The 20,814-nt window shown below is 70.1% G+C and carries 23 protein-coding genes; 14 read left to right on the forward strand and 9 right to left on the reverse strand.

Annotation, left to right across the window (positions count from 1 at the left end):
• The first annotated feature begins 1 nt into the window (after position 1).
• The gene (locus tag ACGFYU_RS22770) at positions 2 to 640 is read left to right on the forward strand and encodes an OmpA family protein (RefSeq protein ID WP_393829135.1); all 639 of its coding nucleotides are present in this window, start codon (positions 2 to 4) and stop codon (positions 638 to 640) included.
• Here ACGFYU_RS22770 and ACGFYU_RS22775 read toward each other — a convergent pair.
• The 5 genes from ACGFYU_RS22775 to ACGFYU_RS22795 all read right to left on the reverse strand — a co-directional run bounded on the left by ACGFYU_RS22775 (position 637) and on the right by ACGFYU_RS22795 (position 4,304).
• Positions 637 to 1,251, reverse strand: a complete 615-nt coding sequence (locus tag ACGFYU_RS22775) for a hypothetical protein (protein WP_393829136.1) — start codon at positions 1,249 to 1,251, stop codon at positions 637 to 639. The genes ACGFYU_RS22770 and ACGFYU_RS22775 overlap by 4 nt on opposite strands.
• Positions 1,248 to 2,726, reverse strand: a complete 1,479-nt coding sequence (locus ACGFYU_RS22780) for a hypothetical protein (RefSeq protein WP_393829137.1) — start codon at positions 2,724 to 2,726, stop codon at positions 1,248 to 1,250. The genes ACGFYU_RS22775 and ACGFYU_RS22780 overlap by 4 nt, the downstream gene beginning before the upstream one ends.
• Positions 2,723 to 3,124: a hypothetical protein gene (locus ACGFYU_RS22785; RefSeq protein WP_393829138.1), complete on the reverse strand. Its 402-nt coding sequence runs from the start codon at positions 3,122 to 3,124 to the stop codon at positions 2,723 to 2,725. Before ACGFYU_RS22785 ends, ACGFYU_RS22780 begins: the two co-directional genes overlap by 4 nt.
• A 124-nt stretch (positions 3,125 to 3,248) precedes the next feature.
• Positions 3,249 to 3,446 carry a hypothetical protein gene (locus tag ACGFYU_RS22790; RefSeq protein ID WP_393829139.1) on the reverse strand — a complete coding sequence of 66 codons (198 nt, stop codon included), beginning with the start codon at positions 3,444 to 3,446 and terminating at the stop codon, positions 3,249 to 3,251.
• Between the two features lie 6 nt (positions 3,447 to 3,452).
• A complete protein-coding gene (locus ACGFYU_RS22795) occupies positions 3,453 to 4,304 on the reverse strand; it encodes a helix-turn-helix domain-containing protein (protein WP_393829140.1) in 852 nt (283 codons plus the stop codon).
• Positions 4,305 to 4,550: 246 nt separating this feature from the next.
• Between ACGFYU_RS22795 and ACGFYU_RS22800 the strand changes: the two genes are divergently transcribed.
• Positions 4,551 to 5,027 (forward strand): ATP-binding protein, encoded by a 477-nt coding sequence (locus ACGFYU_RS22800; RefSeq protein ID WP_393829141.1) that lies wholly within the window; start codon positions 4,551 to 4,553, stop codon positions 5,025 to 5,027.
• Positions 5,028 to 5,195: 168 nt separating this feature from the next.
• The gene (locus ACGFYU_RS22805) at positions 5,196 to 5,927 is read left to right on the forward strand and encodes a DUF1524 domain-containing protein (RefSeq protein ID WP_393829142.1); all 732 of its coding nucleotides are present in this window, start codon (positions 5,196 to 5,198) and stop codon (positions 5,925 to 5,927) included.
• Between the two features lie 17 nt (positions 5,928 to 5,944).
• Here ACGFYU_RS22805 and ACGFYU_RS22810 read toward each other — a convergent pair whose 3' ends face one another.
• Positions 5,945 to 6,499, reverse strand: a complete 555-nt coding sequence (locus tag ACGFYU_RS22810) for a TetR/AcrR family transcriptional regulator (protein ID WP_393829143.1) — start codon at positions 6,497 to 6,499, stop codon at positions 5,945 to 5,947.
• 310 nt (positions 6,500 to 6,809) lie between these two features.
• Here ACGFYU_RS22810 and ACGFYU_RS22815 point away from each other — a divergent pair, with 310 nt between their 5' ends.
• The 9 genes from ACGFYU_RS22815 (at position 6,810) to ACGFYU_RS22855 (ending at position 16,563) form a co-directional block, all read left to right on the forward strand.
• A complete protein-coding gene (locus tag ACGFYU_RS22815) occupies positions 6,810 to 7,334 on the forward strand; it encodes an HPP family protein (RefSeq protein ID WP_393829144.1) in 525 nt (174 codons plus the stop codon).
• A gap of 78 nt (positions 7,335 to 7,412) precedes the next feature.
• On the forward strand, positions 7,413 to 8,051 hold the full coding sequence (locus tag ACGFYU_RS22820) for an HD domain-containing protein (protein ID WP_393829145.1): 639 nt from the start codon (positions 7,413 to 7,415) through the stop codon (positions 8,049 to 8,051).
• Positions 8,052 to 8,100: 49 nt separating this feature from the next.
• Positions 8,101 to 9,600: a vanadium-dependent haloperoxidase gene (locus tag ACGFYU_RS22825; protein ID WP_393829146.1), complete on the forward strand. Its 1,500-nt coding sequence runs from the start codon at positions 8,101 to 8,103 to the stop codon at positions 9,598 to 9,600.
• A gap of 10 nt (positions 9,601 to 9,610) precedes the next feature.
• Positions 9,611 to 10,024: a cupin domain-containing protein gene (locus ACGFYU_RS22830; protein WP_393829147.1), complete on the forward strand. Its 414-nt coding sequence runs from the start codon at positions 9,611 to 9,613 to the stop codon at positions 10,022 to 10,024.
• Positions 10,025 to 10,152: 128 nt separating this feature from the next.
• Positions 10,153 to 10,629 carry a cobalamin B12-binding domain-containing protein gene (locus ACGFYU_RS22835; protein WP_393829148.1) on the forward strand — a complete coding sequence of 159 codons (477 nt, stop codon included), beginning with the start codon at positions 10,153 to 10,155 and terminating at the stop codon, positions 10,627 to 10,629.
• Positions 10,626 to 12,008, forward strand: coding sequence for a methylaspartate mutase (locus tag ACGFYU_RS22840; RefSeq protein WP_393829149.1), 1,383 nt, complete (start codon positions 10,626 to 10,628; stop codon positions 12,006 to 12,008). The genes ACGFYU_RS22835 and ACGFYU_RS22840 overlap by 4 nt, the downstream gene beginning before the upstream one ends.
• On the forward strand, positions 12,005 to 13,900 hold the full coding sequence (locus ACGFYU_RS22845; protein ID WP_393829150.1) for an FAD/NAD(P)-binding protein: 1,896 nt from the start codon (positions 12,005 to 12,007) through the stop codon (positions 13,898 to 13,900). Before ACGFYU_RS22840 ends, ACGFYU_RS22845 begins: the two co-directional genes overlap by 4 nt.
• Positions 13,897 to 15,570: an AMP-binding protein gene (locus ACGFYU_RS22850; RefSeq protein ID WP_393829151.1), complete on the forward strand. Its 1,674-nt coding sequence runs from the start codon at positions 13,897 to 13,899 to the stop codon at positions 15,568 to 15,570. Before ACGFYU_RS22845 ends, ACGFYU_RS22850 begins: the two co-directional genes overlap by 4 nt.
• 96 nt (positions 15,571 to 15,666) lie before the next feature.
• Positions 15,667 to 16,563: a LysR family transcriptional regulator gene (locus tag ACGFYU_RS22855; RefSeq protein WP_393829152.1), complete on the forward strand. Its 897-nt coding sequence runs from the start codon at positions 15,667 to 15,669 to the stop codon at positions 16,561 to 16,563.
• 212 nt (positions 16,564 to 16,775) lie between these two features.
• Here the strand turns inward: ACGFYU_RS22855 and ACGFYU_RS22860 are convergent, their stop codons facing one another.
• Both ACGFYU_RS22860 and ACGFYU_RS22865 read right to left on the reverse strand, forming a co-directional pair.
• Entirely contained in the window at positions 16,776 to 17,249 is a 474-nt protein-coding gene (locus ACGFYU_RS22860) for a carboxymuconolactone decarboxylase family protein (RefSeq protein WP_393829153.1), read from the reverse strand.
• 115 nt (positions 17,250 to 17,364) lie between these two features.
• Positions 17,365 to 17,775, reverse strand: coding sequence for a hypothetical protein (locus ACGFYU_RS22865; RefSeq protein ID WP_393829154.1), 411 nt, complete (start codon positions 17,773 to 17,775; stop codon positions 17,365 to 17,367).
• A gap of 428 nt (positions 17,776 to 18,203) precedes the next feature.
• On the opposite strand from ACGFYU_RS22865, the gene ACGFYU_RS22870 reads away from it, so the two are divergent.
• A complete protein-coding gene (locus ACGFYU_RS22870; RefSeq protein ID WP_393829155.1) occupies positions 18,204 to 19,736 on the forward strand; it encodes a class I adenylate-forming enzyme family protein in 1,533 nt (510 codons plus the stop codon).
• Positions 19,737 to 19,741: 5 nt separating this feature from the next.
• On the opposite strand, the gene ACGFYU_RS22875 is transcribed toward ACGFYU_RS22870, so the two are convergent.
• A complete protein-coding gene (locus ACGFYU_RS22875) occupies positions 19,742 to 20,284 on the reverse strand; it encodes a TetR/AcrR family transcriptional regulator (protein WP_393829156.1) in 543 nt (180 codons plus the stop codon).
• 100 nt (positions 20,285 to 20,384) lie between these two features.
• On the opposite strand from ACGFYU_RS22875, the gene ACGFYU_RS22880 reads away from it, so the two are divergent.
• Positions 20,385 to 20,798: a nuclear transport factor 2 family protein gene (locus ACGFYU_RS22880; RefSeq protein ID WP_393829157.1), complete on the forward strand. Its 414-nt coding sequence runs from the start codon at positions 20,385 to 20,387 to the stop codon at positions 20,796 to 20,798.
• The last annotated feature ends 16 nt before the right edge of the window (positions 20,799 to 20,814 follow it).

The raw sequence follows: 20,814 nt of genomic DNA on the forward strand, positions 1-20,814 counted from the left end.
CATGACCACACGCCACCGCACAACCGCTGCCACGGCCGTCGTCGGTCTCGTCATCGCCGGCGTCCACTTCATAGGCGCGACCAGCGCTCTCGCCGATGACGTCAAGCCCTCGGTGCCCCCGGGCACGGAACCCTCCGCCTCTGCCCCCGTCCCTGTTAACCCCACCTCCCCCCGACTCAAGCTCCCGCAAGGAGGCACGCTTGCGCCCCCCAAGGTCCTGGACCTGGTCGAAGTCGTCGAGGACATCGGCGGTGAGCAGCGGCGGCAGGAGACCAACCAGAACGTCATGATGGCGCTCCAGTCCGAGGTGCTGTTCCCCGAGGACAGTGCCGTGTTCAACGCCCAGGCGGCAGCCCGGATCCAGGCCATCGCCAACGAGATCAACCAGGCGAAGGCGACCCGTATCCGAGTCTTCGGGTTTACGGACGACCAGGGCAGCTACGAGCACGGCAAGGAGCTCTCCAAGAAGCGGGCCGACGCCGTGCAGGCGGAGCTGGCCAAGACCGTCACCAACCCCGGTGTCGTGTTCGACGTCCGCGGCTACAGCGAGGACTATCCGATCGCCGACAACAGCACCGAGGAAGGCCGTAAGAAGAACCGTCGCGTCGAGATCACCTTCCCGCGCGGCGCGGGCGGCTAGGGGGTCGGAGGCTTCTCGATGGGGGCGTCGCTGCCGGCCCAGAGGTAGATCCGGGTGGTGCCGGGCTGGAATTCGTGTGCGTAGATGTCCGTACAGAACTGGACTGCCTGGCCTTCGGGAGTCTTGGCGTCGCCACGGCAGAGGCCGCCGATGCGCATGCCATCGACAAATGTCTCGGGCTCAGGCAGGCCAAGGTGACTGAACCCGTCCCTACGGGTGTACCCCGGCTCCCTGGGATGGGTGTTGCGGACCAATTGCGTGCCCTCCGGCTGCAGCGGCTTGAGGAATCGGTCCGCCTCCGCAGTGGTCACGGTGAAGGCGAGCAGCACGGCGTCGTACTGCAAGTTGGTGTGCAGCCCTGCCCGCCGGTCGCTCGCCGTTTCCGGTACTTGGAAGCCCATCTCCTTCGCCACCCACTCGGGCGTGGCGTTCTGTTCCCAGCAGCACTTCTTCTGATCCTCGGTGGGATGACGAAACCAGTACATGCCCGTCAGGACCATCCCGAGGAACCCGAGAATGCACAGGCCCGAGAAGACCCAGGCGCCGATGGCGAGGCGCCGCTGCCAGGGCTTCCGCCCCCCGGCACCGGCCTGAGCTGCAGGACCGTTCATCGGTCGATGTCCCCTCCGCCGTCCCGGGCATGGCGGCCCGGATCGCTGCGCTCGCCGGCGCGCCCGGGATCGTTCGGGGCAGGCAGTGCGGCTCCGCTGCCCAGTTCGTAGTGCTTGACCGAACTGCTTCCCGCCATGTTGAACTCCTGGGCCAGGCCGACCTTGTGCTGCTGGCCCATCTCGCCGTCGGGTATCTCGAACTTCCCGATCGTGACTCCCTTGCCTTCGTCCCAGTTGTACCGGTCCCAGACGTTGACCTGGTAGTCGAGTCCGACCACCGGTTTGCCGTCGGCGCCCGGCACCACGGTCACCACCCCCGTCACGTTCGACCGGGCCGAGCCGACTGCGTAGTACCAGTTCTTCCCGGTGAAGGAGTAGTCCGCGTTGGGTGTCTCGACCGGTATCACGACGGCCCGACCGCCGTTCCTCTCGTACTCCGCCAACGCCAGCTCGCGCCACTCCGCCTCACGGTTCAGAAGGTGGCGCCGGTCCACGTGGCTCTGGAAACCGTCATCGTCGGAGAGCATCTTGTCGACCGGGAGCTCCATCGCGGTGCCGGTGTTGTCCAGGTAGTGCTTCATGTGGCGTGAGGCGTCGTTCAGGTCAAGGCCGTCGCCGAAGACAACGAGCGTCTGCATCTTCGTCCTGGTGACCCAGTCGTTCCATTCGATGGCCTCCGCCCCGTGCTTGCCGGATCCCCGGTCGGGCGCCACCTGCTTGACCGACGGGTTGAGGAGTCCGGCGGCGAGCAGGTCGGCCCTGTGGGCGGTCCACAACTGGGCGCGGGCGTCAGGGCTGAGCGACTGCCACAGCCTTGCCAGCTCGGCCCGCTGGGCTGGCTTGACGTCCCCACCCAGAGCGGCCAGCTTCATGGCACGCGGGAGCTGGTCCTGGTCGAGCGAGGTGTATTCGGCGTGGCCGGCGTTGTGCGGGTCGGCGCCGTGGGAGGCGCGCAAGGCCCGGGTGACGGCCGCGTCCACCTCGGCCGCATGGCTGACCAGGCCGGTGAGCGTGTCGGCGTACCAGCGGATCATGTCCTGGGTGCGCTGGTTGGGGCCCTTCGCATCGCAGATGGATGAGTCCACTCGGACTTTGCCACCGCCGCCGTCGGACACCAGCAGCCCCGGATCCGGCTCGGGGTCGTGGGTCGGGTCGCCCTGCCTCGCCTCGTCGGCCAGGGCCTTCGCCTGCTTCTGGATCCGCGTCAGCTCCTCATGGGCGTCGGCGAGGACCGCGTGGATGCTCTTGGCCTCGCGCTGGAGGTCGTCCACCTCCTTGGCGGCGCTGCGGACGAACTCGCGGGTGACGGAAGCGTTGACCCCCTCCCAGCGGGCCGCCTCTGACGTCTTCACCAGGCCGTCCCGGACGGTGCCGTTCAGTTTCGCGAGTTCCTCCGATGCTGTCTTCCACTCCGTTACCGCCTCGTTCAGCTTGCCGAGGTCGAGCGTGATGAGGTCCGTCCACGTGAACGTCACTTCACGTACCCCTGTATCTCGGATACCGACATCGCGGAGCCGTTGCGGTGGCGGAGGCTCGCGGCGATCGCCTCGTCGTTGTTCGCGTGGGATTTCTTGGAGTAGTCGAGGTGGTTGGAGATGTGTGCGTACATCTGCAGGACCGTCTTGACCTGGGAGTCCCAAGTGGAGAGGGTCACCGACAGCTCCGAACCCATGGTCAGGTTTCGGGAGGAGAATTCGGTCGCGGTCCGGGCGGTGGCGCCGGACCCGGCGATGTCAGTTTTCTTGCGGAGTTGGTCGTGGAGGATGAAGGCCTCGTGCCCGACGGCACCCAAGTCATCCTGCGTGACAACCAAGTCAGGCGACGAGCCGCTCGTCGCCGCCTTGGCATCCGCCCATTCCTTGTCGAATGTCACTGAACCGCCCCCCAGGTGTACATGTGGAAGCATTCACCGTAGTCCGGGAAGTGATCGCGGTATCTGGAGCATTCGGCCAACTCCGGTCGGCTGATGGCGCCTTCATAGCCCTTACCGGGCGGTATTAGTCGGCCAGGAGGTGGTCGGCCTTGCCGGCTTTGATGTCGCGGATCAGGGCTTGGAGGGCCGCTCTACTGTCGGTCAGCGGGTGGCCCTCCTGGCCGGCTACCGCGATGTAGCTGTTGCCGTCCCCGTCCACCCCTATCCGGTAGCAGTTGTTGCCCTCGCCGCAGTACGGCGCTTCCCAGCTGATGTTGGCCATGGCCCCTCACAGTTCCTTGCAGACGCGGTGGATGAAGTCGCGGGAGGCGGAGGCGTCGAGTGCATTGGCCTCCATCCACTCCAGGTGGCTGCGGTACTTGCACAACTGGTCCTCCGCATGCATGAAGTCCGGCCCGTGTGCGGAGTCGAGTTGTGCGGTGTCGAGCTGCGGGACGATTCCCTCGGCGTACAGCAGGGCGTGTCCGGCGCCGGGGAAACTGCCCTGCGAGACGGGCAGCACCCGGATGGTGATGTGGTCGGCGGTGCTCTGCTCGCCCAGGTACTCAAGCTGGCTGCGTGCTGCCTGGCGCCCGCCGAAGTGCATGCGCAGGGCCGCTTCGTGCACGAACCCGGTGTAGCCCACCGGGTTCGGACGGTCGAGTACGCGCCGTCGTTCTTGGCGGAGGGAGACCCTGAGCTCGACCTCCAGCCGTGACAGCTCCGGCAGGACCGCACTGAAGATGGAGCGGGCGTAGTCCTCGGTCTGGAGCACCCCGGGAATGTGAACGGTCTGCACGGTGTGCAACCGCTCTGCGTGCCATTCCAGTTCGGCGATGTCGAGCATTCCGGCCGAAACCTTGCCCCGGTACTGGTCCCACCAGCCACGCGTTCTCGGCTGCGCCATCGCCAGCAGGGCGCCGAGGTACACCTCGTCCGTGCATCCGTAGTTGGCGGCGAGCGTGCGCAAGCGCTCCGCGCTCAGCGTCCGGACGCCCGACTCGATGTTCGGGATCTTGCCTCGGTCCATGCCGAGCAGCCCGGCCGCGAACTCGGCTGTCACGCCCGCGTGCAGGCGCATCTTGCGCAGCTCGGCCCCGAGCCTTGCTTGGCGGTACGTCGGAGACGTCCTGGGTGGCATGAGGGAAGTGTGCACGGAAGCCGCCCACTCGGTCCATCGGTGGTGCAGACATCACCCGACTCCGTGGCGCAAGCGCCACGGCTGCTCTACAGTTGGTAACGCACCGCTTACGCAGTGGAGTTGAAGTGCATCGCCGCAGCATGCCTCGGGCCTCGGCGACGAGCCACGCTCCCCGCCCGCGTGAGCCATCCGTGCGCGTCGAGCTCCGAAACGAAACCGTCAACGCCGACGACTTGGGAGCCGAACATGTCCACCCCGTACCCCTCCGCATGCCCGTCCGCCGCCCCTGAGTCGGGGTCGGACCTGACCGAGGCGCTCTCCTGCAGCATGACGCTGCCGGCCTCGCCCCGCTCCGCGGGGATCGCCAGGCAAGCGGTGCGGGCGGCGCTACACGCCTACGCCCTCGACCCGCTCACGGCCACAGCCGTACAGGCGGCCTCCGAGCTGCTCGGTTCCGCCTGGCGGATGGACCCGTACGGCGAGCTGTACCTCAGCCTCCGCTACCGGGACGACGCCCTCCGCGTGATCGTCTACGACGGGCACCCCACCCACACCCACCCCCGACTCGCCGCCCTCTGCGAGGCCCGCCGCCGCTCCACCCTCCGCGTGTTCTCGGCACTGGTGCGCGACCACGGCGGGAACTGGGGCCTCGGCCCCTCCCGCGAGCCTGGTGGCGGCACCCGCACCTGGGCCACGCTGCCCCACCGGCCCCCGAACGGGTGACGCGGGCGCACGGAGTCCGGCACTCGGGATGCCCCCGGAGGGACCTGGGCAGGGTTGCGCCAAGTGCCTGCGCGGCGCCGTCACAGCGGTGAAGCCGGCCGCCCACCTGGCTCAGTTCCCCGCCAGCCTCCCGCCCAGGGCCCGTCGTGGCCCGTTACAACCCGGAGCGTGATCAAGAAACCCATGTGGCGTGGCCTCTCGGCCGTCGCCCTCACCGCTGCCCTGCCCCTCCTCGCCACGGCACCGACCGCCGACGCCGCCCCGAGTCCGGTCCGGGCCGGGACCTGGAGCTCCGCACCGGCCGTCGCTGCCCCGGGAGCCCTCGCCCCGTCAGCCGGGCGCCGGGTCGTCTTCCCCGAGCCCCCGCCGACCGATCTCGTCCGCGCGGAGCTCGACAAGCTCACCGTCGAGGCCCCGCACTCGATGGCCGGCTATTCCCGGGCGATGTTCCCGCACTGGGTGAAGCAGTACGGGGAATGCGACACGCGCGAGGTCGTCCTGTCCCGTGACGGGGAGGCCGTCACGCAGGACTCGGCGTGCAAGGCCTTCGCCGGGTCGTGGTACAGCGCGTACGACGACAAGAGCATCGACTCCGCGTCCAAGGTCGACATCGACCACATGGTGCCCCTGGCCAACGGCTGGAGAAGCGGCGCGGACACCTGGGACACCACCAAGCGCAGAGCCTTCGCGAACGACCTGGACCACTCGCAGCTCATCGCGGTGTCCGCGTCGTCCAACCGCTCGAAGGGCGACCAGTCACCCGACCAGTGGGCCCCGTCGAACGTCGACTACTGGTGCACGTACTCGCGGGCCTGGACGCACATCAAGAGCCTGTACGGCCTCAGCATCACCAAGCCGGAGAAGGAGAAGCTCATCAGCATGCTGAACACCTGCGACTGAAAGCACTGAACGCCACGTCACCCCTTCCACAGCAGTTCCGCCATCTCCCCCGCCCGGCGCGCCGGCTCGGGGCCGGGGGAGAGGGCCGCCACCGCCGTCGCGCCCTCGAACAGGATCAGCAGCTGGTCCGCCAGCTCCGGGGAGTGCGGGTCCGGCCCCACGACTTCGGCCAGTACGGAGCGCAGCTCGGCCCTGTGGCGGCGTACGACCTCCAGCACGACGGCCGGACCGGAACCGAGTTCGCCCCACGCGTTGAGGAACCCGCAGCCGCGAAAACCGGGTTCCGAGGACCACTCGGCCAGCCAGTCGAAGACGGCCGGCAGCGGATCCGAGGGCCGGGCCGCCACCGCCTGCCTAAGGCTCGACGCCCAGCGGCCGGCGCGGCGCTCCAAGTAGGCCGCGACCAGCAGGTCCTTCGCCGGAAAGAGCCGGTAGAGACGCTTGAGGGGCACCTTCGAGGCCGTGCGGATCCGGTCCATTCCCACGGCGTGGATTCCATGGGCGTAGAACAGCTCTTCCGCCGCGTCCAGCAGCCGGGTCCGGGTTTTGTCGTCGTCTTCCGGGGCATCCATGGGGCCTCAGCGTAATGAGAATCCCCGCTGGAGAAAAACGCACCCGGCAAGCGGAATGGCCCATTGGGGCAAGCGCAGGGGTACTGCGGAAAAACCTCTGGCCAAAAAATCTATGGCCCCCCTCAGGCTCCCTATTTGCCCCTCCGGAGCGATCCGATCTAGCTTCAAGGGGCGGAACAAGCCAAGGCCGGGCGGACATTGTGGTCCGATCGCCGATCCCCGGATGAGACCGATGGGCCCGTTCGCTCACCCCTCCGGCAATCGGTATTCCGCATTCCATTTCTGCTCGAAAGGGAGAGGTGTCATCAGCGTGCCCAGTGCCCAGACCGCGTCAGCGGTGGATCGGACGGCCCTGTCCAGCAAGGCCCCGCCCCGGCCCCCGTGGGCAGCGGTGGCAGTCGCCACCGCGGCTGCGGTTACGGGGCTGGTCGCCCTGGTCGGTCTCGGATTCGTCATGGGACAGGCCCTGCTCATACCGCCCCTGGCGGCGAGCGCGGCCCTCGTCTACGGCGCGCCCGCCCTGCCGCTGGCGCAGCCACGCAGCGTGATCGGTGGTCAGCTGCTGTCCGCCTGCGTCGGGTTCGCCGTGCACGCGGTCGCCGGGAGCTCGCTCTGGGCGGCAGCCGTCGCGGGCGGCCTCGCCCTGGGGGCCATGATGGCCGCCCGCACCCCCCACTCGCCCGCCGCGGCGACCGCCGTGATCGTCGTGGTCACCGAGCCGGACGCACTCCTCTACCTGCCGCTGCTCGCCCTCGCGGCGGCCCTGCTGGTCCTCGTGGGCGTGCTCGCCGCACGGCTGCGCCCGGGGTCTGCCTACCCCACGTACTGGTGGTAGCGGGCGGCCCCGGTGCGGCCGGCCCCCTTCCCCCCGAGTGATCCCTTCCCCTTACACACAGTCAAGAGGTAGTCGACGATGTCCCTTCGTATCGCAGACGTCGAGATCCCGGACAGCCGGCTCGCCAAGGAGGCCACCGAGCTGATCCGCGAGGCGACCGACGACCTGATCTACCACCACTCGCGCCGCGTATTCCTCTGGGGTGCCCTTCAGGGACGCAACCGCAACCTCGCCTTCGACGCCGAACTGCTCTACGTCGGGGCCATGTTCCACGACCTCGGCCTGACCGAGCCCTACCGCGACAACCAGCAGCGCTTCGAGATCGACGGAGCCGACGAGGCGCGCAAGTTCCTCCTGGCCAACGGGATCGAGGAGGACCGGGCCCGTGTGGTGTGGGAGGCGATCGCGCTGCACACCACCCCCGAGATCCCCACCCGCATGGCCCCCGAGATCGCCCTGGTCACCGCCGGAGTCGAACTCGACGTACTGGGAATCGGCTACCACGACGTCTCCGACGAGGTCCGTGCGGCCGTCGTGGCGGAGCACCCCCGCCCCGACTTCAAGCGGAACATCGTCCAGGCGTTCAACGACGGCATCACCCGTCGTCCGGCCACCACCTTCGGCAACATCAAGGCCGATGTGCTGGAGCGCCTCACCGAGGGCTACGTCCGCCCCAACTTCGTGGAAATCATCGAGAACTCGCCCTGGGCGAACTGAACTCCCCGATCGAATTCCGCACCTACACTCCAAGGGATGTACGAGAACCATGGCGACTCGCCGCACCACTGTGTCCCGCCGAATAGGCTGGGGCGCTTCCTCAGTCCTCGCGGCCGCACTCCTCACCACCACCCTGACCTCGCCGTCGTACGCCGAGGCCACTGACAGTTCCTTCGCCGGCCGCGGCGGCGACAACGCGGTCCTGATCTGGAACCGGCAGATCACCAACGCCCTGAACGTGAACAACCAGGGCTCCATGCACCCCACTCCGCCCCCCGTCGGCGCACGCACCTTCGCCGTCGTCCACACCGCGATCTACGACACCTGGGCCGCCTACGACCGCCGGGCCGTGGGCACGCAGCGCGGCGGGGAACTGCGCCGCCCCTGGGCGGAACGCACCGAGGCCAACAAGCGCAAGGCGGTCAGCTTCGCCGCGCACCGGGCTCTGAGCGACCTCTTCCCCCTGCAGCAGGCCTCCTTCGACGAGCAGCTCCGCGCCCAGGGCTACGACCCGGCGGAGGCCCGGTCCCAGGCTCCGGCGCCCGGTTCGCCGGCCGCCGTCGCGGCGACGGCGACCGACGCCCTCCTCGCGGTGCGGCACGAGGACGGATCGCAGCAGAAGGCGGAACCGGCGTACGCCACCCCCGACGGCTACTACAAGCCGGTCAACCCGCCCCAGGACGTCAACGCGTTCGACAAGGCGGCCCTGGTCGCACCCGACCGCTGGGCTCCCCTCACGGTCAACGGCATGACCCACACGTTCCTCACCCCGCACTTCGCGACGGTCAAGCCGTTCGCGATCGACGACCCCGCCGCCTACATCCCGCCCGCCCCGCCGAAGTACGGATCGCCCGAGGCGAACGCCGCCATCGAGACGCAGATCCAGCGCAACGCGAACCTGACCGAACGCCAGAAGGCCATCGCCGAGCACTGGCAGTACCGGGGCAGCAGCTCCTCCTCGATCCCGCAGGAATGGGCGGCCTTCGTCTCCAAGCGCGATCGCCACTCGCTCGACGAGGACGTGAAGATGTACTTCGCGCTGAACCTCGCGCAGGGCGACGAGGCGGTCGTCGACTGGAAGACCAAGGTCGACTACGACTACGCCCGCCCGATCACCATGATCCGCTACGCCAAGGCCGGCCAGCAGATCCAGGGCTACGCCGGCCCGGGCAAGGGCACCCAGACCATCGACGGCTCCCAGTGGCGGCCCTACCTCAACACGCCCTCCTTCGCCGCGTACGGATCGGGCCACACCGGTTTCACCGCCGCCGGGGCCGAGACCCTGAAGCAGTTCACCGGCTCCGACCGCTACGGCGCCACCGGGACGATCAAGGCCGGCAGCTCCAAGATCGAGACCGCCGCTCCCGCCCAGGACATCGGCCTGCAGTGGAACACCTTCAGCGCGGCCGCGCAGGAGGTCGGCGAGTCCCGCCTGTGGGGCGGCGTGCACTGGGAGTTCGACCACACCGAGGCCGACGCACAGGGCCGCAAGCTGGCCCGCGACGTCTGGGCCAAGAGCCAGAGCTACATCAACGGAACGCACAAGTAGGAGGCTGTAGATGGCTGAGATCGAGTACATCAAGAACGTGTTCCGCAGCGGGTTCGAGCTGAAGGACATCGAATGGTCCACCTGGGCCGAGCCCGGCCGGATCGGAGTCGAACACCACGTCCTGTGGGCCCCCGACGCGGAAACCGGCGAAGACTCGGTAGGCCTGCTCCTGCGCTTCCCCCCGACCGCCCACGGCGACTTCCACGAGCACACCGGCTACGAGCTGATGCTCGTACTGGACGGTCAGCTCGACCACAGCGACGGCGTGTCCTACTTCAAGGGCGACCTCGTGGTGGAAGGGCCCGGCACCGAGCACCAGATGTCCAGCAGCTCGGGCTGCACGGTCCTGGCGATCCGGACCCGCCCGGCCGAGGCCCGCGTGCCGAAGAAGCCCATCCGTGAGGTCGTCTCCGCCGCTTCCTGACCTCGCGCACACCGCCTGACGTCCCCCGGGACCGGCGGGTGAGAACGGCGTGCTCCGGGCGTCCTACCGCCCGGGGCACGCCCCATCGACCGGACACAGCACCACGGCATCCCTTGGAAGTGACACGCATGACTCTGGACAGGCCCCCACAGGATATCCCCGCCACCGCGGAGCGGAAGAGACGAGTTCTGGTCTCCAGCACCTCATCGGACTCCCACACGTGGAACCTCGTCTTCTTGCAGATCCTGCTGGAGGAGATGGGCCACGACGTCGTCAACGTGGGCGCCTGCGTGCCCGACGAACTGCTCATCTCGGAATGCGAACGCGTGCAGCCGGACATGGTCGTCATCAGCAGCGTCAACGGTCATGGATTCCTCGACGGCAGGCGCCTGATCTCCCGCCTTCGCCGCACCGAGTCGGTGTCCGGGCTGCCCGTCGTGATCGGCGGCAAACTCGGCACGCGCGGCAGCGAAGGCGAAGGATTCGGCGCCGCGTTGATGGACGCCGGATTCGACGCGGTCTTCGAGGACGGCGAAGGCATCGGCGCCTTCCGTGACTACCTCGCCATGACGGGGGCTCCCCGCATCCTGGAAACCGCCTCGTGAGCACCCTTCCCGCGGAGCCGGCTGCTCTCCCGCGGGTCACGTTCGGATCGGCGGTCCGGGACGCCGCGCGGCGGGGCCGCCTCGTCGTCCAGCCCCGCATGGGCATGCCGACCGTGGCCGAGATGCGCCAGGGCCTCACCGCCGTCCAGGCGGCCCGCGCCACCACCGTCGGCACCATCACGCTGGACAGCTACACCCGCGTGGGCGACCACGACTCGGCGCGCCAGGCCCTGGCGGCCGGGAGCGACCTCAACGGCTTCCCGATCGTGGCCCACGGCGCCGCGACCACCCGGAACATGATCGACAGCCTCGGCGACCCCGGGTTCGCCATCCAGGTACGCCACGGCTCCCCGCTCCCGCTGGGCATCGTCCGCGCGCTGCTCGACGCGGGACTCGACGCGACCGAGGGCGGCCCCGTCTCGTACTGCCTGCCCTACAGCCGGACCCCGCTCCACGAGTCCGTCGACGCCTGGTCGCGCAGCTGCGAGCTCCTCGCCGAACGCGTCGAAGGGGCCCACCTGGAGAGCTTCGGCGGCTGCATGCTCGGCCAGCTGTGCCCACCCGCCCTGCTGGTCGCCCTGTCCGTACTGGAAGGCGTCTTCTTCCAGCACCACGGACTGACCAGCATCTCGCTGAGCTACGCGCAGCAGACCAGCTTCGGCCAGGACGTGGAGGCGCTCGCTGCCCTGCGCCGGCTGGCGGGGGAGTTCCTCACCGGCACCGAGTGGCACGTCGTCCTCTACACCTACATGGGCGTCTTCCCGCAGACCCCGGAAGGCGCCCTGGACCTCCTGCGCAGCAGCGCCGTCCTGGCCCGGGTCACCGGGACCGAGCGGCTCATCGTGAAGACCCCGGCCGAGGCCCACCGCATCCCCACGATCGCCGACAACGTACAGGCGCTGGAGGAAGCGGCCCGGGCCGCCGAGACGGTCCTCGACGCCGTCCCGGGCAAGGCGGCCGGTCCGGCCTTCGCGGACGGGGCGTTCGGCGATCCGTCCTTCGACGGCGGCGCCGAAGCGATGTACGCGGAGGCGCGCGCCCTGATCGACGCCGTCCTCGAACTCGACACGGACCCCGGGCGCGCCCTGCTGACCGCCTTCCGCCGGGGCTACCTCGACGTCCCGTACTGCCTGCACGCCGACAACGCGCAGCGCTCTCGCGCCTACATCGACGGCGAGGGCCGGCTCCAGTGGCTGTCCGTCGGCGCCATGCCCCTCCGCGCCGTTCCCCCGACCCGCGCCTCCCGGCTCACCGCCGACGGGTTCCTGCGCATGCTCGGCCACGTGCAGCGCACCTTCGACGGGCCCGCCCTCGAACGCGCCGGCGCCGGCCGGCCCGCGCTGGGCCCGAACCGCATCCAGAAGGGCTCACCCCGATGACCACGCACACCACCGACCCCCTGACACTCGCGGTGATCGGCACCGGACCGCGCGGGATCTCGGTCCTGGAAAGCCTCGCCGTCCAGCTGGCCGCGTCGGACCCGGAGCGCCCGGTACGGATCCACGCCATCGACGCCGTCGAGGTGGGCGCCGGCCGCGTCTGGCGCACCGACCAGGACGACTGGTACACGATGAACACCGTGGCCGGTCAGATCACCATGTACTCCGGCAGCCCGGACGGCGGCCCGTGGCGGCCGGGAGCCGGCCCCTCCCTGGAGGAGTGGTCGCGCGCCGAGCCCGGTGAGATCCCGCTCCACACGGACGGCTACGCCACCCGCCGCACCTACGGGCGCTACCTGCGGGCGGTCTACCGGACCATCGAGGAGCACCTGCCCGCCCATGTCGAGCTCATCGGCACGAAGGCGCGCATCACCTCGCTCACCGCCCGGCCGGTCGGCGGCTGGCTCCTCGAAGTCGACGCACGGCCCCACCTGATCGCCGCGGACCAGGTGCTGCTGGCCACCGGCCATCCGAGGAACACCCCCGACGCCTTCGAGCGGCGGATGCTCGACTTCGCCGCGGGCCACGGCGGCCACGTCCGCTACGTGTGCGGCGACTCCGCCGCCGACATGGACCTGGACGAGAGCACCATCGCACCGGGCAGCACGGTGGCGGTCCGAGGCCTCGGCCTCTCCTTCTACGACGTGATGCTCGCGCTGACGGTCGGCCGCGGAGGGGAGTTCAAGCGCACCGCGCAAGGGAACTTCGCCTACCTGCCGAGCGGCCGCGAGCCGCACATCGTGGCCGGCTCCCGCAGCGGGCTGCCGATCCCGGCCCGCGGTGTGAACCAGAAGGCGCCCGACCACACGCACCGCCCCCGGTACCTGACGAAGGAGGCCGTCGCCCAGGCGCGCGCCCGCCGCATCCGGCGCACGGGCAGCGACCAGCTGTCCTTCGTCGAGGACGTCCTCCCCCTGCTCGTCCGGGAGCTGGAGGCGGTCCACCTGGAGGTGTGGCGGCAGAGCGGTGCGGACGGCACGCCTCCCCCGCTGGACCTGCGACGGCTCGCGCGCCCCTTCGAGGGGCAGGTCTTCGCCGGCCCCGGCGAGTTCACCGAGCAGCTCCTCGCGCTGATGCGCGCCGACCTGGCGGAGGCCGCGCTGGGCAACAGCCGCGGACCGCTCAAGGCGGCCCTCGACGTCCTGCGCGACACCCGCAACGTGGTCCGCGAGGCGGTGGACTTCGGCGGGCTGCTCCCGCGGTCCCACGAAGAGGAGTTCGTCCGGGGCTTCCTTCCCGCCAACGCCCTGCTGTCGGCGGGCCCGCCCGCCGAACGCGTCGAGCAGCTGGTGGCGCTCATCGAGACCGGGGTGGTGGAGGTGGCCGGTCCCGGGACGCGGTTCACCGCCGACGAGGCGACCGGCCGGTTCCGGGTGAGCTCCGCGCAGGTCCCGGGCTCGGAGCGGTTCGCGACGACCCTGATCGACGCCCGTATCCCGACCCCGGATCTGCACCGGGACGAATCCGCGCTCATGACGTCCCTGGTGACCGGCGGAGTCGTGTCGGAGTACTTCCGCACCGGCCCCGACACCGCGCCGCCCCTCCCGACCGGCGGCCTGAACGTGACCACGGCGCCCTTCCGGGTCATCGCGGGGGACGGCAGGGTCCACGACGGGCTCTACGCACTCGGGATACCGACCGAACACACCCGCTGGTTTACCCAGGTCGGCAGCGGCAAGCCGGGCCTGAACACACTGTTCCGTCAGGACGCGGAGGCCATCGCCCAGGCGATGCTGCACCCCCGCACCGACGCGGCCGAGCCGCCGGCCGCCGCCGGCCGCGCCACCGCCGACGACCGCCGGATCCTGCTGGGCAAGGGACAGACCTCATGACCACCCGGACCGCGACCGAGCGCTTCCGTGCCGCGCGCGACACCCTGCTGACGCACCGCACCGACCTCCAGGCCGCTCGCGCCGCCTTCGCCTGGCCCGAGCTGGTGCGGTTCAACTGGGCCCTGGACTGGTTCGACGTCATCGCCCGCGACAACCACCGCGCGGCCCTGCACCTCATCGGCGACGACGGGGACACCCTGCTCTCGTACGCCGAGTTGTCCCGGCGCTCCGACCAGGTCGCCCTGTGGCTCCGGGAGATCGGAGTCAGGCGCGGGGACCGGGTGCTGCTCGCCCTGCACAACGTGCTGCCCCTGTGGGAGACGATCCTCGCGGCGATCAAACTCGGCGCCATCATCGTCCCCACCTACCCGACCGCTCCCCCGGCCGACCTGGCCGACCGCATCCACCGCGCGGGGATCAGCCACGTCCTCACCGAGAGCGGACTGACGGAGAGGTTCGCCGGCATCCCCGGAGGGTGGACCCGCATCTGCACGGGTCCGCCCGTCGTGGGCTGGACCTCGTACGAAGACTCGTACGGCGCCCCGGAGGGGCCCTTCGTGCCGGGGGCGCCGACCGGTGCCGACGACCCGCTCTTCTGCTACTTCACCTCGGGCACCACCTCCAAGCCCAAGATGGTCGTCCACACCCACGTCAGCTATCCCGTCGGCCACCTCTCCAGCATGTACTGGAACGGAGTCCAGCCCGGAGACGTCCACCTGAACATCTCCGCACCCGGCTGGGCCAAGCACTCGTGGGGTTCCCTCTTCGTGCCCTGGAACGCCGAAGCCACCCTGCTCGTTCTCTCCTCGCCGGAGGCCGGCCCGTCCGCCATCCTGGACGCCCTGCGCACGCGGGGCGTGACCACCTTCTGCGCACCGCCCACCCATTGGCGCGGGATGGTGGCCGAGGGCCTGGGCGACAGGCCGCCCGCCCTGCGAGAGGCCACCTCGGCGGGGGAGCCGCTGGAGTCTGCGCTCATGGAGCAGGTCGAGTCGTCCTGGGGCGTCGTGCTGCGGGACGGTTACGGGCAGACGGAGACGACCTGCCAGATCGGCAATCCTCCCGGGCACAGACCCCACCCGGGGAGCATGGGCCGGCCGATGCCCGGCTACGAGGTCATCGTCGCCCAATCGAACAGCGGGACCCCGGCCCCACCCGGCGTACCGGGCGAACTCTGTCTGGACCTCGCCAACCGGCCCGCCGGCATGCTCAGCGGCTACCTCGGGGACGGAGCCAAAACCGCCGCGGTCTTCGCCGGAGGCCGCTACCACACGGGTGATCTGGTCACCCAGGACGAGACCGGCGCCCTGCACTACGCGGGCCGCAGCGACGACATGTTCAAGTCCTTCGACCATCGCATCGCCCCCTTGGAACTGGAAGCGGTCCTGTTGCGCCAACCGGCGGTCAAGCAGGCCGCCGTCGTTCCCGTACCCGACCCGATCGGGATGTGGATCCCCAAGGCCTTCGTCACCCTGGCCCCTGGCGGGGAAGCGACGGGGGCGACCGCCCAGCAGCTCCTGACCCAGGCCGGACACGACCTCCCGGAAGAGAAGTCGATCCGTGTCATCGAATTCACCGAAGAGCTGCCCATGACCGCCTCCGGGAAGATCCAGCGCAGCGCGCTGCGCGCGGCGGGGACCTTGGGCGGTGAGGAGTTCCGTCCGGCGTAACGGAACAACCACCGGTTACCGGGGGTTGTTTGTAAGGAGCATGGATCACGCCGCTGGGCGCGCCATGCGATAGGCCGACCGGGGGAGCGGCCTTCTATGCAACTGCTGTGGCTCCAAACCTTCATGGCCGTCTACCACACCGGGTCGTTCACCAAGGCGGCCCGCCAGTTGGGAATCAGCCAGCCCACCGTTACCCAACAGATCCGCGGACTGGAGCTGGAATTCGGACTCCCGCTCTTCGAGCGCAATCCGCGCGGGGTCGTGCCCACACCCAGTGCGACCGTCCTCGCCAAGGACGTGCAGGACTCTCTGAAGAACCTGAGCATCGCCATCGGCCGCCACTTCGGCGACGGTGAGGAGAACCGGCCGCTTCGGATCGGAGCGACACCGGAACTGGCCGCGGCGCGACTCATGCCCGCCTTATCCCGGCTGGCGGCCGGCGGAATGGACATCAAGACCTCCGTCGGTGTCAGCTACGAACTCCTGGACCGGCTCTCCGAGGGCTTCCTCGACCTGGTCGTCTCCACGATCCGGCCCCGTAGACGAGGGCTGGAGACGACCCCCCTCGCGGACGAGGAACTCATCCTCGTCGCCTCGCCCACGATGGCGCAGGAGATGTTCCCGCACGGGGTGACCGAGGACGACGTGGACCTCCTGTCCAAGGCTCCACTCATCGCGTACGCCGAAACGCTGCCACTGATCCGGCAGTACTGGAAGAACGTCTTCGACGCCACACCGACGATGGCGCCCAGCGTCGTCGTACCGGACCTGCGCGCCGTCATGTCCGCGGTCATCTCCTCCGCGGGCATCTCGGTCCTGCCCCGCTGCCTGTGCTCCGCGGCCTTGTCCTCGGGAGCCCTCGTCACCCTCCTGGAACCGGAGATCCCACCCATCAACACCCTTTACTTGGTGGTCCAGTCCGGAGCCCTGGCCGACTACCGCCTCTCACAGGTCCACAGCCAACTCCTGCGCAGTGCGCAGATGTGGGCTTAGGCTGGTGTGAACTCGACACCGCGGCAAGGGGTACGCGGCATCCGCCGTACTCCGCGGGACGCGGATCCTCGCCGCGGCCGGGGCTTCCGAGATCCGGGGGGAGTGCGACGCGGCGAACACGGCCCTGGCGAAGGCGTTCGCCAGGGCCGGTTACGAGAACTTCGCCGACCGGCTGGAGTTCAGCCGCGCCCTGTGACCCATCCGGCTCGGGATCAGCCGAACTGGCCCGGCTGGTAGTCGCCGGCCGGCTGCTGGATGATCACGTTCATCCGGTTGTAGGCGTTGATCAGGGCGATGAGGGACACGAGGGCCGCCAGCTGCTCCTCGTCGAAGTGCTTGGCCGCGTTCGCCCAGGCCTCGTCCGAGACGCCGCCGGCCGCGTCGGCTATGCGGGTGCCCTGCTCGGTCAGCTCCAGGGCCGCGCGCTCGGCGTCGGTGAACACCTTGGCCTCGCGCCACACCGCGACCAGGTTCAGGCGGATCGCGGTCTCCCCGGCGTGCGTGGCGTCCTTGGTGTGCATGTCCGTGCAGAAGCCGCAGCCGTTGATCTGGCTGGCCCGGATCTTCACCAGCTCCTGGGTCGCGGCCGGGAGGGTCGAGTCGGTGACGGCCTTGCCCGCGGAGTTGATGTACTTCGCGAACTTGGCGGCGGTGGGGCTGGCGTAGAGGTTGAGACGGGCTTCCATGGTGAGCTCCTTGCCGTATCGACGGTTACAGAGCTCTGACGCATGGGCCCGGGCGAATGTGACGGGACACCGAACCGGATTGCTGTGACCTGCGCCACAGCGCCTCGGTGATCCGCTACTGGATGACCTCGTAGATCTCCTTGAGGCCGGATGTCGCGTAGCTGTTGAACGTCTTGACCAGCGACTGCACGTCCGCACTCTGATCCACGAAGAACCCTCGCTCCATGGTGAAGTACTGGTCGAGGCTGTCGAATTCCCATTGGCAGACGACCGTGTCCATGGGGCCGGCGTAGTCGACGTAGATGCGCCGGTTCGTATACCCGGCTTCTCCAAGCGCTGCGGTGAGGTTCTTGAACGCCTCCACGATCTCCGGCGCTTTCCCTCGTTCGGCTCTGAACACCTGACGCATCATGTACACGACGCGGTCACCTTTCCGTGGACGGTGGCTGCTCCCGCACCGGAGGAGGGCCGATACGGCTGCCGTCGTCAGGATGGCAGCCACACCGCTGAGTGGCTCGTACGCCACGCGCAACCTGGTCGCAGAAGCGTCAATCCGCCGTAGCCGTGCGTTCAGGCTGTGAGTGGAGGGAGCCAGGGGGTGCTGGTGAGGCGTCGCGGATGGCGCGCATGGCTGAGCGCCCACGGGCGCGGGCGGCGGCAGGGATCCGCAGCCGACATCGGGGGAGGCGTCACCCATGGGCGACGGTACGGACAGCGGCAAGGCCGAGAAGGCCGCGGGCACCCGTCGTACTCGGCCTGATCGGCATTCACAAGGCGATGGCCGACATGGCGGACGGCCCGGTCGTGAGCTTCACCCAGTCCTGACGCGGCCGACGCAGGCCTGGCCGGAACCAGGACACACGCGGGCTCGTTTCCCCGGTAGCGTCGTTGCCTTGAGTACGGCCCTTCCCGTGCGCCCGGGTGGGCGCGCGTGCGGAGAGGGGAGGGCACCGGATGGCTGTGAGCGCGCGGTACGTGACAGGGCTGGTCGAGGCGCTCGGGCGCAACGCGCCCCGCCCGGCGCTGGGCGCCGGTGCGACGGTCCGGGACTACGCCACGGTCCTGGCCGACGTCCACCGGCTGGCCGGGGCGCTCGCGGACGCGGGCCTGGACCGGGGCAAGGGCCTGGCCTTGGTCACCGCCGGGAACCGGCCCGAGGCGCTGCTGGTCCGGCTGGCCGCCCACGTTCTGGGCGCCCGGCTCACCCACGTCGTCGCCGACGCGTCCGTCCACCGGCTGGACTTCATCCTGCGGGACTGCGAACCCTCTCTGACTGTCCACGACATGCCGCTCCCCGCCACCGACGGCACACCCCGGCTCGACCTGGCCGGGCTGCTGTCCCAGGCCGCCGACCGCGATCCGGCACCGGTCGCCGTACGGGCCCGCGAGGACGACATCGCCCGCGTGACGTACACCAGTGGTACCACCGGACGGCCCAAGGGGGTGGCGTCCACCTTCGGCGCACTGGGCGCCCGCGCCGAGGGCCGCACCAGCAGGAACCGTGGCGAGCCGGCCGACGGCGAGGAACCGGTCTTCCTCTCCGTCACCTCCCTCGACCAGCGCGCGGGCGGCCGGTGCCTGGAGCAGTTCCGTGCCGGCGGCCGGGTCGAAGTGCTCGCCCCGTTCTCCACCGCGGGCTTCGCCGCCGCCTGCGGGCGCCTCGGCCCCGTGTCCACGTACCTGTTGGTGTCGATGGTGTACCGCCTGCTCGACGACCCGGCCACCGGCGAGGGCATCCCCGGGCTGCACGTGATCTCGTACGGCGCCTCGCCCATCCTTCCGGAGCGGCTGCGGGAGGCCGTGACCCGCTGGGGCGGCCGCTGGCAGCAGGGCTACGGCTCGAACGAAGCCGCCGTGATCTGCCGGCTCACCCCCGCCGACCACCGGGCCGCGGTGACCGGCCACCGCCCCGAACTCCTGACCTCCGTCGGCCGGCCCGCCCCGGGCGCGGACGTCCGCGTACGCGACGGCCGGGGCCGCGACCTGCCCGCCGGGCGCACGGGCGAGGTGTGGACCCGGTCCGCGGCCATGATGACCGGCTACTGGAAGCAACCCGCCCGCACCGCCGAGGTGCTGCGCGACGGCTGGCTGCGTACCGGCGACCTCGGCCACCTCGACGAGGACGGCTACCTCTACCTCGACGACCGGGCCGCCGACGTGGTGACGGTCGACGGGAACAACGTGTACTGCGTGCCGGTCGAGGCGGCTCTGACCCGCCATCCGGGCGTGGCCGAGGCGGTGGTGGTGGGCCGGCCCAGTGGTCTCACGGGTGAGGAGGTCTGCGCCTTCCTGGTCCCGGCGCCGGGCTGGTCGCCGGGCGAGAGGCCGGCCGCGGAAGCCTGCGCCCTGGTGGCGCGGACCCTGCCCCCGCTCCACCGCCCGACCGCCGTCTTCTGGACGGACCGGATCCCCCTGACCCCCGGCGGGAAACCGGACAGACAACTGCTGCGCCACCGTGCGGCGGACGGGCGGTACACCGGCCGTTAGCGCCGCTATGGCGTTGCGGCCGACAGGAGTCGTGCCGCCGCCTCCCCGGCGCGCAGGGCCGGCTCCGGGCCGGGGTTCAGGGCGGCCACCGCCGTGGCGCCCTCCACCAGGATCAGCAGTTGGTCGGCCTGGGCCGGGGTGTCGGCCAGGCCCGCCAGCAGCTCCCGCAGCTCCGCCTTGTGGCGGCGTACGACGTCCAGGACCGGCGCCGGGCCCGCGCCCAGCTCCCCGTACGCGTTCAGGAACGCGCAGCCCCGGAAGTCCGGCTCGGAGAACCACCGCGCCAGCCAGCCGAAGACGGCGCCGACCGGATCGGCGGCCCCGGCCCCGTTCACCGCCTCCCGCAGGCTGCCCAGCCAGCGGCGGTCGCGCCGCTCCAGGTATGCGATGAGCAGCGATTCCTTCGCCGGGAAGAGCTTGTAGAGCCTCTTCAGCGGTACGCCCGAGGCCGCACGGATGCGGTCCATGCCGACGGCCTGGATGCCGTGGCGGTAGAACAGCTCCTCCGCGGCGTCGAGCAGTCGGGTCCGTGCCTCTTCGTCGTCCATGGCGGCAGGGTAGCCGGTTTCCGCTTGCGCGGAGAACGGTCGTTCTCGTAGCGTGGAGAACGACCTTTCTCGACGCTGCTCGCGCTTGGAAGGAACCGCCATGACCCGTCCGCCCCTGCCGCCCTTCACCGAGGAATCCGCCCGCGCCAAGGTGCAGGCCGCCGAGGACGCCTGGAACACCCGCGACCCGGAGCGGGTCTCCCTCGCGTACACCGAGGACTCGGTCTGGCGGAACCGCGACCGCTTCCTCACCGGCCGCGCCGAGATCCGCGCCTTCCTCGCCGAGAAGTGGGAACGCGAGCTGGACTACCGGCTCCGCAAGGAGCTGTGGGCGTACACCGGCAACCGCATCTCCGTCCGCTTCGAGTACGAGTGGCACGACGCGGAGGGCCAGTGGTGGCGCAGCCACGGCAACGAGCAGTGGGAGTTCGCCGAGGACGGCCTGATGCGGCGCCGGGAGGCCAGCATCAACGACGTCCCGATCGCCGAGTCGGAGCGGCGCCTGCGGGGCTGAGCGCGGTGGGTCCCGG

The sequence above is a fragment of the Streptomyces sp. NPDC048337 genome (genome assembly GCF_043201175.1).
In the GTDB taxonomy this organism is placed as follows: Bacteria; Actinomycetota; Actinomycetes; order Streptomycetales; family Streptomycetaceae; genus Streptomyces.